This window comes from Marinicrinis sediminis, from assembly GCF_042685085.1.
GTDB classification, from domain to species: Bacteria; Bacillota; Bacilli; order Paenibacillales; family KCTC-33676; genus Marinicrinis; species Marinicrinis sediminis.
Window position 1 is genome coordinate 164696 of record NZ_JBHUMM010000014.1, and the last position, 15906, is coordinate 180601.

Below are 15906 nucleotides of genomic sequence, written 5' to 3' on the forward strand. Positions count from 1 at the left end.
TCAACGATTAATCGTTCATTCAAATATACTAACATGGCACAGGCGGTAATTCAATAGAAATTCAAGTTCCTAATCCCTGCGTTGACAGGTAATGACGGGATTCAACATTTTTAGTATAGTAGGATAAATAGACCTATTGTCTGACATGTCAATGGGTCCCGATATTGAACTATTTTGCTTGAACTATAGGAGCCTGAATGCATCATGGAACATCTCTTGCTGCTCGTTTTTACGCTGGTTGAAACCTTTTGTTTACATTTGTTTATTTTTATTCTGTTTCGGTTTACCTTGAAGGACATGTTGCCACACCTGGTTTTTGTATCGGTTTTGTATGCGAATGCGTCTTATTATGTAAGGGGACATTTTCAACTGGATACGCTGGTTGCGAATATGATCCTGCTGGTTTTCTCCTGGATGCTGATCATGTTCCTGTATCACATCAAGGCGTTCCAGGCGGTTCTGCTTGCGTTTATTTGTAATGCGTTGCTTATGATTGTGGAATACTCGGTTATCTACGTTTGTCATTTCGTCTATCCACTTCCGCTGGACACGCTGTACGATGATTATTTCTCACTGCGTGTGCGAGCCCTCCAGGGAATCTTCATCTGTGTCATGCTGCTGCTGAGCTGGCTTACCTACCGTTTCCGTATCGGATTTACCTTTATTGAGACAACTGAATATGAGGAGGAGCGGATTACACCGCGTATGGTTTTTCAGGTTGTGCTGGGATTGACTGCGCTTATTTTGTCCAGCCTCAGTCTTCGCTATGCGGTCATCAGCATCCATTACCTGATCGGTACGATTGTAATCCTGATCCTGATTTTCTTCCTGCTCGTCATCTGGCTGCTGAAGATGGAGGAACAGAGCTACCGGTAGGGTAGAGGTGGATGGATGAGGAAGAGGGAGTTGTTCGGATGGAGTATTTAAAGTTTCAGCTATTTTCTATGATGGAATTGCTTGGAGTTCTGTATTTAATTTTTACTTTGTTCAAGCTTGAATTTAAAAGTATGTTTACGCAAGTGCTGTTTGTTTCTTTTCTGTTAAGTCAGCTTTCATATTATTTGAGAATGGAAATTCAGGTTCCTTCTGCAGTTGTCACAATTAGTTATGAAATCTGCTTAATTTTGTTATTCTGGTTGTTGTTTCATGTCAAATTTAAATTTTCGCTAGTTCTCGGAACGGTTACGGCATTAATCACGATAACCTTGCAAAGTGTGATGATCATGACCGCATTGGCGATGAACTGGATCAAATTAGAGGAAGTTCGTCCGTTTACTCCGACCTCTGAGGTATTAGCGCTTTTCTTTGTACTTATTTGCATGTTGCTTTCTTTCTGGAGCAAGGAGAATGGGATACATATCACTTTCAACCTTCAGAAAAAGGCACGTGGTCATCGCTCACGCTCTTCACGTATTAAAATGCTGATATTTATCGTGCTATTTATTGTAGTGAACTGGATCATATATCTAAATCTAATGCATGTGGAGGGTATACAACTAGCATATGCGGGCTTTCTGATGGGTGAATTGGTTTTCATTGTGTGGATCTTAAGTCGGGTAGGGAAAGATCCCGCCGTTGATCAAGGCTATCAGGACTTTGTCAATTAGTGTCATTGCTCACGCAAGGAAGGTGGAGACGTGGATTTTCTGCTGTTTCAGTTTTTTTCTATTATTGAGGCGATGGCGATCATTGGTTTTACGTTTGTGTTATTCCGAATCTCATTTCGCTATCATTTGCTGAGGATACTGTTCGTTTCCTTTCTGTTATCTCAAGTCTCCTATTATTGCCGGTATCATCTTGGGATTTCTGAATTTGTTCCGATTGTTTATGAGCTCATGCTTTTCTTGTTTTATATGTTCTTGTTTCGAATCAAATGGATGTATAGCTTTTTGTTAAGTGTGGTTAGTACGTTTTATGTGTTTTCAATACAAATCCTCATTACAATTCTGTTAGTTGGAAGCGGACTTTTTGACATCCATGATCTCAGACCACTAACTTTTCTTGGACACTTGATCGGTGTATGCTTTGTCCTGATAACATATATTTTTGCTCAAATACTGCTTCGTTACCACATCCATTTCAATTTTGTAGATGCAAAGGTTACGAGATCGGCGACGTTTAGACAAACTAGAAACATCATTCTCATCATGGTCGTAATGTTTGTAGCAAATTGGCTTATGTATGCCACCATGACTTTTCACATCATTTGGATGTCGTTGGTTTATGTGATCATTGCGCTGGAATTTGCTGTGGTGCTAGTGTGGAGCTTTAAGAGGGAGAGTATTTAGAGAATGGGATACATATGGTTTCAATTATTCTCCATGATAGAGAGTATATCCATGATTGGGTTTGGGTTTGTGCTCTATCGGATACCAGTTTCCGGCCAAATTGCACGTCTAATATTCATTTCATTTATTTTGTCACAGTCATCTTATTATTTCAGGTTCTATTTAGAGACGCCCGCATGGGTACCTATCCTGCATGAAATATTGTTAATAGTTCTCTTGATGTTGATTTTTAATCTAAAACTGAAAGAAAGTATGATATTAAGTCTGACATTCATGTTATATTGTGTCTTTATACAGGGTTTCCTTATTTTCATGACGATTCTCGTTACTTCCTATTCTTTTGATGATATAAAACCACTCCACCTGATTGCCTATATTCTTCAGATTCTAATGGGGTTTATTTCCTGGGGAATTTGCAGTTTATTGCGAAAATACAAAGTGGGTTTTCAGCTCAGAAGGAGTAATCGATCTAGTGAGAAAAACAAACCCTTCAACCATCAAGCAAACTACGTGATGATCTTTATTCTATTGATAAACTGGTTTATGTACTATCATGTCACACTGGATACAGCTTCATTTGTTTTGATGATGCTACTGCTGCTGATAGAACTCATCGGACTGATCTTGTTTGCAATTAAGCGAGAAGTTACAAGTTAACCCAATGACAGACCAATTAAAATGGAGGATATCATGCGGTATTTTTTGTTTGAATTCTTCTCCATGGTGGAGATTCTGTCTTTATATCTGCTTATATTTGTGATGTTTCGCATTCCTTTCGTTAAAAGCATGCCTTACGTGAAAGAAAGAGAAGAACCACATGAGCTAAGTAGAAATACATAACTGATTCATTCTTTAATTTTCTTGTGAAAGAGGTTAGGAACTTGGATTTTCTGTTATTTCATTTCTTTTCGATTCTAGAAGCTATATCTTATATTGGTTTTACGTTTGTCCTGTTTGGCATTTCGGTCAAAGACAATTTAAACAGAATCATATTTGTTTCCTTCTTGTTATCCCATATGTCCTATTATTTAAGGTTCCAACTTGAACTGGGTAGCGTGGTACCTGTGTTCTATGAGATTCTGACGATCTTTTTCTTTATGATATTATTTGGTCTGCGATTACGCGACAGTTTGTTGCTTGGGATCGTTAGCGGACTATATATCCTGACGATACAAATTTCCATTATTCTCTTTTTTTCCTGGATCAACTTGTTTGAGTTTGATCAATTCATACCCTTCTCTACCTCTGCCTACCTGGTTCAAATTATTTTTGTTGCGTTTACTTGGTTATTGTCCAGTTGGATCATTCACATACGTTTCAAGTTCAATTTTATAGAGCTCAATTATCAAAATAAAAGATATTTTAAAGACAAGAAGCAGATCGTCTGGTTAGGACTGTTGATGTTTTGCGTGAACTGGTTTATTAGCACAACGATTTTATATCATGTTGTTTGGATGACAATAGCGTATGTCATTATTGCTGTGGAGTTTATCATTGTCATATATCTGAGTTTAAAACGGGAGATCGCTTAACCAGATAAGCTAATAGTGGTTGTGTAATGTGAATGGGGTGAAGTGAAGAGATGCAATTTATTAGTTTTCATTTGCTTTCGATTCTTGAATCTTTGGGAACGATGATGGTTGGGTTTTCATTGTTCAATCTAGGTATTCGTCGTCATTTGGGCAAGATGATTTTTATTTCTTTTCTACTTTCACAGGCTTCCTATTATTTGCGTTTTCACCTCGAACAGCCTCAATATGTGATGATTTGCTATGAAGTCGTATGGATTGGACTCGTTTTCTTAATGTTTAGGGTGAAGTTACTGCACAGTATGTTTATATCTGTGTTTATGCTTATTTATTTGTTCGTATTTCAGATGGCGATTACGATCTTTCTCATGTGGATAGGACCCTTTACGCTAGAGAATGTGAGGCCACATTCTATCATGGCATATTTAGCCCAAAGTACGTATTTTATCATTTGTCTCCTCACGGTATGGCTGATCATAAAAACGAAGTTTCATTTTACTTTCATCAAAGCGAGCTCACATGAACGTTTAACAATTCGATACTGGGGAGTAAAAACGATGATATCGGTCATTTTGACGTTTGCAGTGAATTGGACGATGTATACCTGGTATTTGAAAAATATTGATATATACATAGCGGTGAATTGTATTCTATTTGCTGAATTTATCTTTTTGCTGTATTTCAGTTATCGCAGGGAGAAGAGAAGCGCGAAAAATACTTGATCGTTTAGAAGAGATTTAAGAAGTGAGGTGAGATTGGGTGCAATATATCCGGTTTGAATTGTTCTCCATGTTTGAAATTCTGGGGTCTATTTATTTGATGTTCACCCTGTTCAAACTGGAGTTTCACAGATATCTGCCCAAGGTACTCTTTATTGCTTTCATTCTGTGCCAAATGTCGTATTATTTACGTGAAGAGTTCGGAATTGCCTCCGGTATAGTCACGATCAGCTATGAAGTAATGTTAACGCTATTATTGTGGCTACTGATTGGAATGAGGCTGAGGTATGCGATTATCTTGTCTACTTCGATTATTATCTGTACAGTGGTCGTGCAAAGTATTCTGATTTTGATAGGTGTGTACATGGGAGTTGCAGAGCTGGAGGAATTTAGACCTTATACCAGAGTAACGGAATCACTCATGGTAATATCTACTACTCTGTTTGTTATGATTTCCTGGTGGATTAAGCGCAAGCAGATCCACATTCCGATACAGATTGATGCCAACCAGCCTATCCGAGGGAAGAAGCCATACCGATTCATGCTGGTGATGATACTGATCTTTATCCTGGTAAACTGGTTCTTCTATCTTCATTTAATGCAGAATGTAAAGCATACACTGGCGTTTTCGGTATTTATGCTTCTTGAATTTATACTGATGCTTATTTTCTTTATTCGTCATGAGAAACATAGCCGTATCAAAGCGGAAGGGACGGTTGAGGAATCAATCCGGAACTGGGGTGCTAAGACGATGGTTTCGGTCATTTTGATTTTTACTTTGAACTGGACAATCTATACTTGGGTTCTTCAAAACCATAATCTGTTGACGTTTGTGAATATCATTCTATTCATTGAGTTTGTGATCTTACTCATCATGAGTTATCGGAAAGAGAGAGTTGCGGGAGCTTGATTATTAAGAAATGGAGTAGCATATGGATTATTTCTTATTTCAAATATTTTCGGCCATTGAATCAGCAGGCATGTTGATGTTTTGCGGGATGTGTTTGTAAGAAATACATAATGAAGAATTGAAGAGAGGGGTTAAATATGGATTTTGTTCTGTTTCATCTGTTTTCCATTCTTGAAGTAATCTTCATGATAACCGTTGTGTTTGTTCTGTTTGGCATCCCGATGAAACCATTTATGGCGCAAATTTTGTTTGCTTCATTTATTCTCCCGCAGATTTCCTACTATATGAGATTTCAGCTGGAGCTCAGTTCATTTGTATTGATCGCCTATGAAGTATCTCTGATCGTCTTCTTGATTGTGATGTTTAAAATAAAGTGGGTACATAGCTTGCTGTTGGGCGTGGCGATGCTGCTTTATCTATCATTTGTTCAACTGGCGACGATGCTGTCAGCTATCAGTTCAGGTTTGTTTGAATTTACGGATTTTCAGCCACTCACTGTATTTGCCTACTTCGTGCAAGGGATATTTGCACTCATTAGCTGGTTGATCATTATCCTCTTGAAGAAATTCAAGTTTCATTTCCAATTCGTTCGTTATCAGCCTCCACAGCGAAGGACAGTCACTTATGGTAAGAAAGCGATTGGACTGGTGGCTGGGATGTTTGTCTGTAATTGGGTGATTTATTCATTTGTACTGCAAAGCATCTATACGATGTCCCTGTTTTTTGTTGTGTTAACTTTGGAGTTTGCCATACTGATTGCTGCCAGTTTGAAGAGAGAGGCCGTCTAGAGTGTGGGAGGAGATGAGTCATGAGGTACTTTGAATTTCAGTTTTTTTCTATGCTAGAGAGCTTGGCTTTGTTTTATTTCTTTTTCATGTTGTTTCGATTGCCGTATCTCAGAACGTTTCCCCAAGTTATTTTTATGTCTTTTATACTTTGTCAAACATCCTATTATTTAAGAGAACAATTCGGTATGCCTTCTGGTGTGGTTACGGTCGCTTATGAAGTTCTTATCATCATGTTCTACTACTTTATGTATCGAATCAAGCTGCTTTACTCCATATTGCTTTCGATATTAACGGTCTTATTCACTCTGGCTACTCAACTGCTTGTATTCATCATTTTAGTCGAGTTTGGTATCTTTACTGCCGAGGAAACGGTGCCTTTTAGCTTTGCGACTTATATGAATCAGTTGGTATCTGTCTTTCTTTTTATATTGCTTGGATGGGGAATAGCCAAGTTCAGATTTTATGTCTGGTTACCCGCCATGTTCAAAACTCAATCGAAGGAGATTCATTTTCATTATCGTACACTATTCCTTGCATGTCTCATTATCCTGATAAATTGGTTAAGTTATTTCCTGTTGATGAAAAGTACGGCGTTGGCTATTGTGGTTGCTATTGTATTTATTGCAGAAATTATCGTTTTCTTTTGGGTATTCGTACGGAAGGAACTACATCATGGTCATAAAGAAAGCAGTGTATGAGGAATGAGGAAGAGAGTATGCGATTTCTAATATTTGAAGTGGTCTCCATTATTGAGTGTCTATCCTACTTCTTTTTGATTTTCACATTGTTTAAACTACCTTATTTACGGACTTTTCCGCAAATTCTCTTTATTTCTTTTGTATTGAGTCAGATGTCTTACTATTTGCGAGAACATTTTGGCGTTCCTTCAGGTATGGTTACGATTCGTTATGAATTAGTTACGGTTTTATTTTACTATTTCATTTATCGTATGAGATTGAGTCATGGGAGCATCGCTAATTTTTATCTTTTTGGGATTGCTTGTGAGAAAGGGAAACCTCTCTGTTTCTTACCCTCAAACTGGCCAATTGGAGAGAATGGAAGGGCGAAATCATAATCGACGAAAAGAACTAATTTTCATTACGATTCTGATTTCATTGAATTGGATGGGCTATTTGGTGCTTGTTCATAAGGCATATATTTCTTTTCTTATGGTGCTTATTTTTTTGATAGAAATTATTTTGTTCTTCATGATTTATATGTCAAGGGAGAAGAAAATGGTGTAAGCAGAGTGTAAAAACTTTAAGGAAAGGACATGTATATGAATTTTGTCTGGTTTCATCTATTTTCCACTGTTGAGATGGTGGGTGCCCTTGTCTTTGTATTTGCCTTGTATAAAATCCCAATCAAGAGCCATTTGTATCAAATTCTTTTTATCTCTTTTATCCTGTCACAATTGTCCTATTATCTAAGATTTCATTTTGATCATAGTGCATTAGTTCCGGTCATGTACGAACTCATGTTAATTCTGTTGATCATGCTGATGTTCAAATTCAAGTTATTCTACAGCTTGATCTTGGGAACAAATGCGATTATATATACGTTTTTGTTTCAATGTATCTTGTTTATCATCACGATGAACGTCAGTGAGATGATGTTTGAAGATATCGCTCCATTCAATGTTTACACATACTTTGTTCAGTTTCTATTTTTCCTGCTATCTTTGTTGAATACTGTTGTGGTGAAGCGCTACAGACTTCACTTCAATCTCATTCGTTCTGACAATACTTCCTATAGACTCAGCAAAAACGTGACAATGATCACCGTGTTGCTTCTTGTGGTGGTAATTTTGATAAACTGGGTTATGTATTATCTGATCCTGAATAATGTATACATTTTCAGTCTGATTAATATCATTTTGGCTGTTGAAATGATTGTGATCTTTTACCTAGTCTTCAAGAAGGAAGTTGCATGAAAATTAGGGAAGAGGATACCGAGTTGGAATTTATTTTCTGTAGGTAAATGGGACTAATGATGGTAAGATTAGTAGTGAATTCGCACGTTTCAATTTCGATAGGTACGATCCAAAAAAATATGTATAATTATATAATGAAAACGCATACATAATAGAGAAGGAGCAATTTTAATGAATTTTTTAGCATTCACTTTTTTTTCGATCTTAGAATTATTAGCAGTGCTAATATTTATTCTAGTCGTGTTTCGTATTGAATTAAAATACTATGTTTTCAGAATCGGATTCGTTTCTATATCCATACCAATAACCTCATATGTAATGAGAGTTTATTTTGATCTAGGGGCACAAGTAGCATCAATGTACTTGATACTCATGCTATTGGCATTTTGGATCTTCTTTAAATTTCATATATTCTATGCTGCTCTTATGACCCTGTTAAGTTTGTTATATCTAAATGTTGTTCAATTTTCTGAGTTAATGATCCTCGATTTATTTCAAATATTTAATATAGAAGATATTAGACCACTTACTTTTGAAGCATATGCAATTCAATTTATATTTTTTGCATTTACTTTGATACTAAGCATAATTCTAGCAAGAAAAAGAATTGGATTTACATTTATCCCATTTACAAATGATGTACCATTGAGACTGGTAGGAATTAACCTACTAATCTTAATCGTGTTAGTGATTATTGCAATAATATTTAATATGTCTGCAGTATATTTTGCTGAAGGGTTTAGTATCTATTTCGTAATTATTACAATAGTGGCTATAATTGCATTGATCAGTTTAGTCTATCTGGCTATTAGGAGGGAGCAAATTGATTAAGAGAATCGCCAATAGTTCAGCTCTGAAAATAAAGTCTATGAATCCAGACGAAACAGCAAGTGTGGAAATTATGGCTTATTCAATAATGAATATTCTTCAAATAAGCCTAATCGTGCTTATCTCGTTAATGCTAGGATTTTATTTTTCTGATTTATCTAGTGTTTTATTCAGCATGATAATTTTTGTGGTTCTAAGAATTTTTGGAGGGGGCCATCATTTCAATACAATGAGCGCGTGCATAATTGCATCTATTCTAATTGTTTTTGTAGTCCCGTATATCCAGGTCTCAACAGTGCTAATTATTCTATTTTCTTGTTATAGTTTTATAATTCACTTATTCTTCGCACCAAATAAAATAATTGTTAATTCATTATCTGATCAAACCAAGATGAAAATAAAAATTATCCTTTGCACACTCATTGTTATAGGATTAGTATTTCAATCATCAATAATGACTATTATGTTTCTTATTCAATCATTTTTTCTTATACCTTACACTAGTTTCATAAAAAAACAATATAGTTAATTTGACATCTAGGAGGAATCAAATATGAAAAAGAAATTTGCTAAAAAAACATCAAAATTTCTTGCAATAATTGCAAGTGGACTTGTAGTATCAGAAAGTGTTTTCTTGCATATAATACCAATTCCTTCTGAATTAAAAGAAAAGTATGTAAAATGAGGATATATATTTGTGTATTCCATTAACGCCCCGATTATACCAATCTCAGTAAAATATGTCTTTAGAGCTAGGAACCTATGGAAATATCTTGATATCAAATTAGTTTCAAGGTAAACTTCTAAGTGTAGACGTTCGTCTACAACATGACATGACTTTCGTCCCATCCCTTGAATTTGCATGTCATATTGGAAAAATTCGGAGTGAAATTTATGGAGATTCCCGTAATCAAGAAAACTAAGGAGGGGATTGAAGTCCATCTTCTCCCGATCCGTGACATTTGGTATGTCAGCGTTGAGAATAATCGGGATGTTGTCTACCATACCAAGGAGGACTTCTATTTTCAGCCGACCTCGATGGAGCAGGTGTATACCTTTCTACAGGAGCACAACTTTCAAAAGCTCGATCGAGGTGTGGTGGCGAATATGGATAATGTTCATCATTTGGATACGGATTTTGGAAAAGTGTATTTTGAGCCGGAGTATAACGATGATTCCAAGTATGCGACGGTGGCTTTCTCGAATCTGAGGAAGATCAAGAAATTTTTCAAACAAAGATTCGAAAATAAGAAGGATTGACCGATGTGATCTTGAACTAGCATTCAGATCCATACGGACAATCCTTTTTATGTTTAGCGAGAAATTTGTACCTTTAACCTGACAATCCTATAAGAGTTTTGGGTAGCTTTTCGGAATCTAGTAGAAAGTCGGGAGTATAGAATAATACCATCATATTGAAAAGTTGGTTCTAATTACCTATTGAATATAATGGTTAATACTAACAAAATATAGAAGAGAGATCTCTGAAGGTAAATTTGATATAGCGCGCTATATTATTCAGAAATTGAACTGTATAGCAGTGATTTCGCCTCGTTATTCTTACGCTTAATAAACTAAGATTAGGAGATGAATCTATTGAAAAAAACAATCTTTGTATTCAGTATGGCTGCTATTGTCATGCTATCCAGCCTTACAGCATTGGCTTATAATTACAAATTCTCATTTGATATGAATACTGGTTTATTTCATGGTGCAGTATACACAGATTATGCTTACAAATACACGAATGATGAAGCTGCGGTGATAGATGTCGATCATGTTGAATCATCAGTTAGAGCTAATTTTATGGTTGTGAATTCAGGTGGAGATCAACGATCAGATATCTTCACAACAAGAAATGGTGGTACTCATGTATTTGAGACAGGATATGGAATGGCTCAAAATCATCAATATCGAGTAAAGGCTTGGACGAATGATGGTTCTTGGTATAATAAATATAATGTAACAGGGGCTTGGAATCCTGACTCCTATTGATGATCGAATTTAAATAATATTTGTAAGGTCCCTATCAATCTTTGATAGGGACTTACATCAAAAACAGGTGATCAATGATGTTTAAAATGGAATTAAAAAGAGCAGTATGTAATTATCGAATGCTGTTTGTTGTGATATTATCATTGTTGTTATTGTACTTGTCAGCATATAATACGATTTTAAGTTCAAGTTGGTTCATTGATCAAAAAGCGGATGATCTATCCAAAGAGAGTATTGAAAAATTATTTGAATTTGGAAAAAATAAATATCATATTTGGACTCAGAGCTACTTGTATATGCAATCACTTTTCATTCTCATTATCATTTTGCCCTATGCTTCATCATATGTCTATGAGAAACAGAAAGGTTTCCATTATTTTTCCATGATACGTGCAGGTACGAGGAAGTATCGAATGTTAAAGATTCTTTCAGGTTCCATAGCTGGTGGCCTTGCTTTGATAGTTCCTGAATTGCTCTATTATTTGGGGTTATCGCTGATTGCAAGGAACCAATTGCTACATCCCTTTCAATTGATGCCAGCAGGGTTGTTTAGCGATTTGTTTCAAACGCATCCTGATTTGTATATTATTTTGATTATCGGCATTCATTTTTTTCTGGGGGTTAGTTACACCGCTTTTGCGATTGGTCTAACCAGTTTTTTTTCCAGAACAATTTATGTTTATATCATTCCATTTGTATTTTATTTGTTTTATGACATCGTCATATCGAGTACCAAATCTTTTGCGAAGTACGCCATTACACCTGTATATAATTTTATGAGTAGCACAGGAAGTCATATTTATGATCATATTATGTTATTTGGAGTGTTTATTTTTTTTGGATTACTATTATTCTATATTAATTACAAATGGGTGTTAAAGCATGGGTAGCTTGTATTTATCCTATACAAATTTAGTTTTTTATAAGATGGTTGGCAATAAGAGAGTTCTACTTTTGCTGATCTCGTATGTTGCAGTGCCAATTGTATTATTACGGATGACTGAATTCAATGAATCTGATAATCTATGGAATGGCTTGTTTTATGTGTATGGTAATCATTACGTTTATTTCTTGTTTTTTATGCTGATGTTTCAAATTATCCTGACGGATGTGCTTGATGAAGGGTTATTCATCAGAATGTTATCAATAAGATTGCAACATAAAAGAATCTGGTATGCCGCACATCTGACGGTAGCTGTCATACTGTGTCTACTTATTACAATTCTTTCGTTTAGTAGTGTGTTTTTGGTGGCTTTTTTTTCACTTGAGTTTGACCAAGAGTGGAGCTACTCATCGCAACAGGGAATTGATATCTTTACCATGTTTGCTGATGAGATCACCCCGTTGAATGCGCTTATTCTATATATCATGCGATTTTTTTTCGGATTTTTGTTTATTTCTGTTTTTTATTTATTTTTGATTTGTATGAACAAAAGAAATCATATGAATTATTCTATAGGGTCTGTGATGATCTATCTATTGATTCATGTTCTGGTTAAAGTTAATCATATTCCAATCATTAAATATATCAATATTAACAATTTATATATTTACGATTATAATCCGATAAATGAGTCTGTTATTTATTTTGTATTTTTTCAGCATGTTCCATTACTGATTTTCATATTCATGATGATTGCAGTCAGTTTTGGATTCGCAAGGAGGATAGAATTTTAGATGTTTCGTGATTTTATATATTTGATGAAATACAATCTTCGCCTCCTTCAACCAGTTTATTTGCTTGTGCTTTTCCTTACATTTTTATTTTCACTAGCAAGTATTAGTACCAATATCCAATCTGATGTTGATCTATTAAACACGTTAATGAATATCTTTGGAGGGAAGAATCCGATTGAAATGTCTGTTATTCAAATCATGTATGCGTACTTTCCATATTTACTAATCGGCTTGATAGTCGAAGCATACATTTATTATTCATTGGGAAGTAAAAATATTTTTTCTTTAATACGAATAAATAGTAGGCGAATATTTAACGGAGCCCAATTAGCTACAGTTGGACTTCTTGTACTTGTATTCTTCATATCCTATTATTTGATCTATTTATCCATTTGGCATTCTTTTTATGATATGAATCCTATTTATACTACAGAAACGAGTGTTGTCATCCTTATGACGATCTCTATACAATGGATTGGTGCTTACACCATTTCTCTTGTTCAAATCGTTACAGCACTAACTTTTAATAAAAACAATATAGGCTACCTTGTGATGATATTGATTTACTTCGTACATATTCTTTTTCCTCAAAACAACTTAGTCATTGGGCAAAATATATTGCTTGGCAAGATGCACTGGAACGGATCCCGGTATGCTGAAGAATTTCTTATCATTTTTGTGCTGGTTAATCTTCTCGTGTGTTTGTTGCTGTTCTTGTGGATTCGCAGAAAAAATAATCTGATTTTTATTGATTTAAGTTAGGGGCTGAATAGGTTGAGTGATTGTGTGATAACGATAAAGAATTTGAAAATGAGTTTCAAGGGACACATATTGTTCGAGGGTGTAAACTTGAATTTAAAGAAGGGGAAGATTTACGGTTTTATTGGGCATAATGGTTGTGGGAAATCTGTTTTTTTTAAAATTCTTTGTGGTTTTTTGTCACCTGATCAAGGAGATATTCATATTCTAGGCAAAAAACTAGGTTCGGAAACGGATTTTCCGAAAGACACGGGTGTAATCATTGAGAGTCCGGGTTTTTTAGAGTATACATCTGGGTTTAAAAATTTGAAAATATTATCTTCAATACGTAAAAAAATATCCTCAGAAAAGATTCGCTATACAATGGAGAGGGTTGATCTAGATCCAGCAAATAAAACACCCGTAAAAAAGTATTCTCTTGGAATGAAACAACGGCTTGCTATTGCTCAGGCTATCATGGAAAAGCCAAAGCTATTGATTTTGGACGAACCCTTTAATGGCTTAGATAAAGATGGTGTAGCCAAGATGCGAAGCTTATTGTTGCATGAACGGGAAGAGGGTACAACGATTCTATTGACAAGTCACATCCATGAAGATATTCAATTGCTGTGTGATGATATTTTTGAGTTTACAAATAAAAACTTGATCCAGGTTTCAAATAAAATGTGAAAACCCTTCTTGAATTGCTTTGAGCTCACTACAATAGTCGTTACTGATACTTGAGCATTGAAGCCGTACCGTAATATAATGTTGATTGTTTTCCTACCATTTTTCTTCAATTACAAATAATCCACTAGTTTTTAAGTGCTTTCCTGCTATTTCCAGTCAAGTCGCCAGGTCACTCTTAAACTCGCTAAAGAATTGCAAGTCGCTATTCTTGGCAACGAATCGCAAGTAGAGTTGCCCACTTGAGTGAATTAAACAATAAAATACATGGAACCTGTGAAGCCCGGTGTCATGGGGAGGGGGTTTCTGCACTCAATTTGACTACTTCCGCATAAATACTGTTACATATGAACCAGTTTATACCAGGAATTCGAATTTTCTTTGTGCTGGAAATACGACTATATTGGGCTTTCGAGATTTAGGTTAGATTTTTAGTGATTCAAGATGATGTTACATTTAGAGTGACTCTTCCCGGAGAAAAAAGAAGGATTGACCGATGTGATCTTGTCCCAGAACTCAGTTCCATATGGACAATCCTTTTTGCATGGAGATAAAGATTATTTTATGCTGTCTTAAGCTTTTTTTAATGTGTTTTGTAGAAAAGTTTGTTATATTAGGATGAGTCCAAGTGATAAACGAAGTGTCACCATTACACAAAGTCGGATGCTGTCTCATTCAGATGTCTGACCAAGAGAAACAACGAAACCATGAACAGGGGGAAATAATGTGACGGAAGATAAGCGTCAGGATCAAGAATTGGAAAACCAGCAAGATGCAGAAAATAAGGAAGCAGCAGGGGAGACCGCTGGAAAAGAAGAGCGGAATGAACTGCTGGACAAGCGTTCCGGGTATACAGAAGTGACCCCACAGAAAAAAGGCGGGGGCAATGGTGTCCTCATTGGTACCATCATTGTGGCTGCCTTAGCGATTATTATTGTGATTTTGGTCGTGAAGCCTTTTGGCGGAGATAAAGCAGCCTCTGGCGATGTAGCCGCTGAAGTGAACGGCGAAGTAATCACCAAGGACGAGCTGCTGGAGAAGTTCCTGGAAAGCGACATGTCCGGTACTCTGGACAGAATGATCGAGGACAAGCTGATCGCACAGCAAGCTGAGGAACTGGACGTGGAAGTGACGGAAGAAGATATTAATGCGGAATACGAGTTTATCAAGAATACATTTAGCTCAGACTTTGAATTCCAGTACCTGATGGAGCAGTCTGGTCTGAACGAAGAGAAGTTGAAGGAACAGTTGAAGGATCAGCTGCGTGTAACGAAAATCTTCGACACGAAGGTGGAAATTACAGACGAAGAAATGAAGACCAAGTTTGAGACGTATCAGCAAGGGTTCCTTGATCCGGAAGAGCGCATTCGTGCTTCCCACATTCTCGTAGAGGAAGAGGAAAAGGCGAAGGAATTGCTGCAACAAATCAAGGACGGAGCGAACTTTGCAGAATTGGCGAAAGCAAACTCCACTGACGGTTCGGCGCAAATGGGTGGAAACCTGGATTACTTCACCAAGGGAGATATGGTTGAACCATTCTCAGATGCTGCCTTCAAGCTTGGAGTGGGCGAAGTATCCGAAGTGGTTAAATCCGAATTTGGTTACCATATTATCAAGGTGACAGACGTTCCGAAGAACTGGACCTTTGAAGATAAGCAGGATGAAGTGAGACGCATGGTGCTGACAGAGAAGATCGGTCAGGAAATGGGCCCATGGATGGAAGAGCTGAAAGCCGATGCGAAAATCGAGAAGAAATTGAATAAAGATGAAGAAGCCGGCGAAGAAAAAGCCGACGAAATGGAATAAGGGATTGA

Annotated in this window: 14 protein-coding genes; all 14 read left to right on the plus strand. The window is 36.3% G+C overall.

Annotation, left to right across the window (positions count from 1 at the left end; genetic code table 11):
• The first annotated feature begins 204 nt into the window (after nt 1–204).
• The 14 genes from ACFSUC_RS09065 (at nt 205) to ACFSUC_RS09130 (ending at nt 15898) form a co-directional block, all read left to right on the plus strand.
• Nucleotides 205–876, plus strand: a complete 672-nt coding sequence (locus tag ACFSUC_RS09065) for a hypothetical protein (RefSeq protein ID WP_379929229.1) — start codon at nt 205–207, stop codon at nt 874–876.
• 11 nt (nt 877–887) lie between these two features.
• Nucleotides 888–1607 carry a hypothetical protein gene (locus ACFSUC_RS09070; RefSeq protein ID WP_379929230.1) on the plus strand — a complete coding sequence of 240 codons (720 nt, stop codon included), beginning with the start codon at nt 888–890 and terminating at the stop codon, nt 1605–1607.
• A 2999-nt stretch (nt 1608–4606) separates the two neighbouring features.
• Nucleotides 4607–5446: a hypothetical protein gene (locus ACFSUC_RS09075; protein ID WP_379929231.1), complete on the plus strand. Its 840-nt coding sequence runs from the start codon at nt 4607–4609 to the stop codon at nt 5444–5446.
• A gap of 137 nt (nt 5447–5583) precedes the next feature.
• Nucleotides 5584–6234 (plus strand): hypothetical protein, encoded by a 651-nt coding sequence (locus ACFSUC_RS09080; protein ID WP_379929232.1) that lies wholly within the window; start codon nt 5584–5586, stop codon nt 6232–6234.
• 20 nt (nt 6235–6254) lie between these two features.
• On the plus strand, nt 6255–6932 hold the full coding sequence (locus tag ACFSUC_RS09085; RefSeq protein WP_379929233.1) for a hypothetical protein: 678 nt from the start codon (nt 6255–6257) through the stop codon (nt 6930–6932).
• A gap of 1406 nt (nt 6933–8338) precedes the next feature.
• Entirely contained in the window at nt 8339–8998 is a 660-nt protein-coding gene (locus tag ACFSUC_RS09090) for a hypothetical protein (protein WP_379929234.1), read from the plus strand.
• Nucleotides 8999–9035: 37 nt separating this feature from the next.
• Nucleotides 9036–9524: an accessory gene regulator B family protein gene (locus tag ACFSUC_RS09095; RefSeq protein WP_379929259.1), complete on the plus strand. Its 489-nt coding sequence runs from the start codon at nt 9036–9038 to the stop codon at nt 9522–9524.
• Between the two features lie 24 nt (nt 9525–9548).
• The gene (locus ACFSUC_RS09100; RefSeq protein WP_379929235.1) at nt 9549–9680 is read left to right on the plus strand and encodes a hypothetical protein; all 132 of its coding nucleotides are present in this window, start codon (nt 9549–9551) and stop codon (nt 9678–9680) included.
• A 209-nt stretch (nt 9681–9889) separates the two neighbouring features.
• The gene (locus tag ACFSUC_RS09105; RefSeq protein ID WP_379929236.1) at nt 9890–10255 is read left to right on the plus strand and encodes a LytTR family transcriptional regulator DNA-binding domain-containing protein; all 366 of its coding nucleotides are present in this window, start codon (nt 9890–9892) and stop codon (nt 10253–10255) included.
• A gap of 336 nt (nt 10256–10591) precedes the next feature.
• Nucleotides 10592–10990, plus strand: a complete 399-nt coding sequence (locus tag ACFSUC_RS09110) for a hypothetical protein (protein ID WP_379929237.1) — start codon at nt 10592–10594, stop codon at nt 10988–10990.
• A 77-nt stretch (nt 10991–11067) separates the two neighbouring features.
• Nucleotides 11068–11880 (plus strand): hypothetical protein, encoded by an 813-nt coding sequence (locus ACFSUC_RS09115; protein WP_379929238.1) that lies wholly within the window; start codon nt 11068–11070, stop codon nt 11878–11880.
• A gap of 787 nt (nt 11881–12667) precedes the next feature.
• Complete coding sequence (locus ACFSUC_RS09120; RefSeq protein WP_379929239.1) at nt 12668–13429, plus strand: hypothetical protein; 762 nt, start codon at nt 12668–12670, stop codon at nt 13427–13429.
• 87 nt (nt 13430–13516) lie between these two features.
• Nucleotides 13517–14095, plus strand: coding sequence for an ATP-binding cassette domain-containing protein (locus ACFSUC_RS09125; protein WP_379929240.1), 579 nt, complete (start codon nt 13517–13519; stop codon nt 14093–14095).
• Nucleotides 14096–14818: 723 nt separating this feature from the next.
• Nucleotides 14819–15898 carry a peptidylprolyl isomerase gene (locus tag ACFSUC_RS09130; RefSeq protein WP_379929241.1) on the plus strand — a complete coding sequence of 360 codons (1080 nt, stop codon included), beginning with the start codon at nt 14819–14821 and terminating at the stop codon, nt 15896–15898.
• Nucleotides 15899–15906: the final 8 nt, after the last annotated feature.

What these genes read in the sequence shown, in the direction of transcription:
- ACFSUC_RS09065 (WP_379929229.1), top strand. Translation starts at nt 205, where the DNA reads ATGGAACATCTCTTGCTGCTCGTTTTTACGCTGGTTGAAACCTTTTGT.
- ACFSUC_RS09070 (WP_379929230.1), top strand. Translation starts at nt 888, where the DNA reads ATGGATGAGGAAGAGGGAGTTGTTCGGATGGAGTATTTAAAGTTTCAG.
- ACFSUC_RS09075 (WP_379929231.1), top strand. Translation starts at nt 4,607, where the DNA reads ATGTTTGAAATTCTGGGGTCTATTTATTTGATGTTCACCCTGTTCAAA.
- ACFSUC_RS09080 (WP_379929232.1), top strand. Translation starts at nt 5,584, where the DNA reads ATGGATTTTGTTCTGTTTCATCTGTTTTCCATTCTTGAAGTAATCTTC.
- ACFSUC_RS09085 (WP_379929233.1), top strand. Translation starts at nt 6,255, where the DNA reads ATGAGGTACTTTGAATTTCAGTTTTTTTCTATGCTAGAGAGCTTGGCT.
- ACFSUC_RS09090 (WP_379929234.1), top strand. Translation starts at nt 8,339, where the DNA reads ATGAATTTTTTAGCATTCACTTTTTTTTCGATCTTAGAATTATTAGCA.
- ACFSUC_RS09095 (WP_379929259.1), top strand. Translation starts at nt 9,036, where the DNA reads ATGAATCCAGACGAAACAGCAAGTGTGGAAATTATGGCTTATTCAATA.
- ACFSUC_RS09100 (WP_379929235.1), top strand. Translation starts at nt 9,549, where the DNA reads ATGAAAAAGAAATTTGCTAAAAAAACATCAAAATTTCTTGCAATAATT.
- ACFSUC_RS09105 (WP_379929236.1), top strand. Translation starts at nt 9,890, where the DNA reads ATGGAGATTCCCGTAATCAAGAAAACTAAGGAGGGGATTGAAGTCCAT.
- ACFSUC_RS09115 (WP_379929238.1), top strand. Translation starts at nt 11,068, where the DNA reads ATGTTTAAAATGGAATTAAAAAGAGCAGTATGTAATTATCGAATGCTG.
- ACFSUC_RS09120 (WP_379929239.1), top strand. Translation starts at nt 12,668, where the DNA reads ATGTTTCGTGATTTTATATATTTGATGAAATACAATCTTCGCCTCCTT.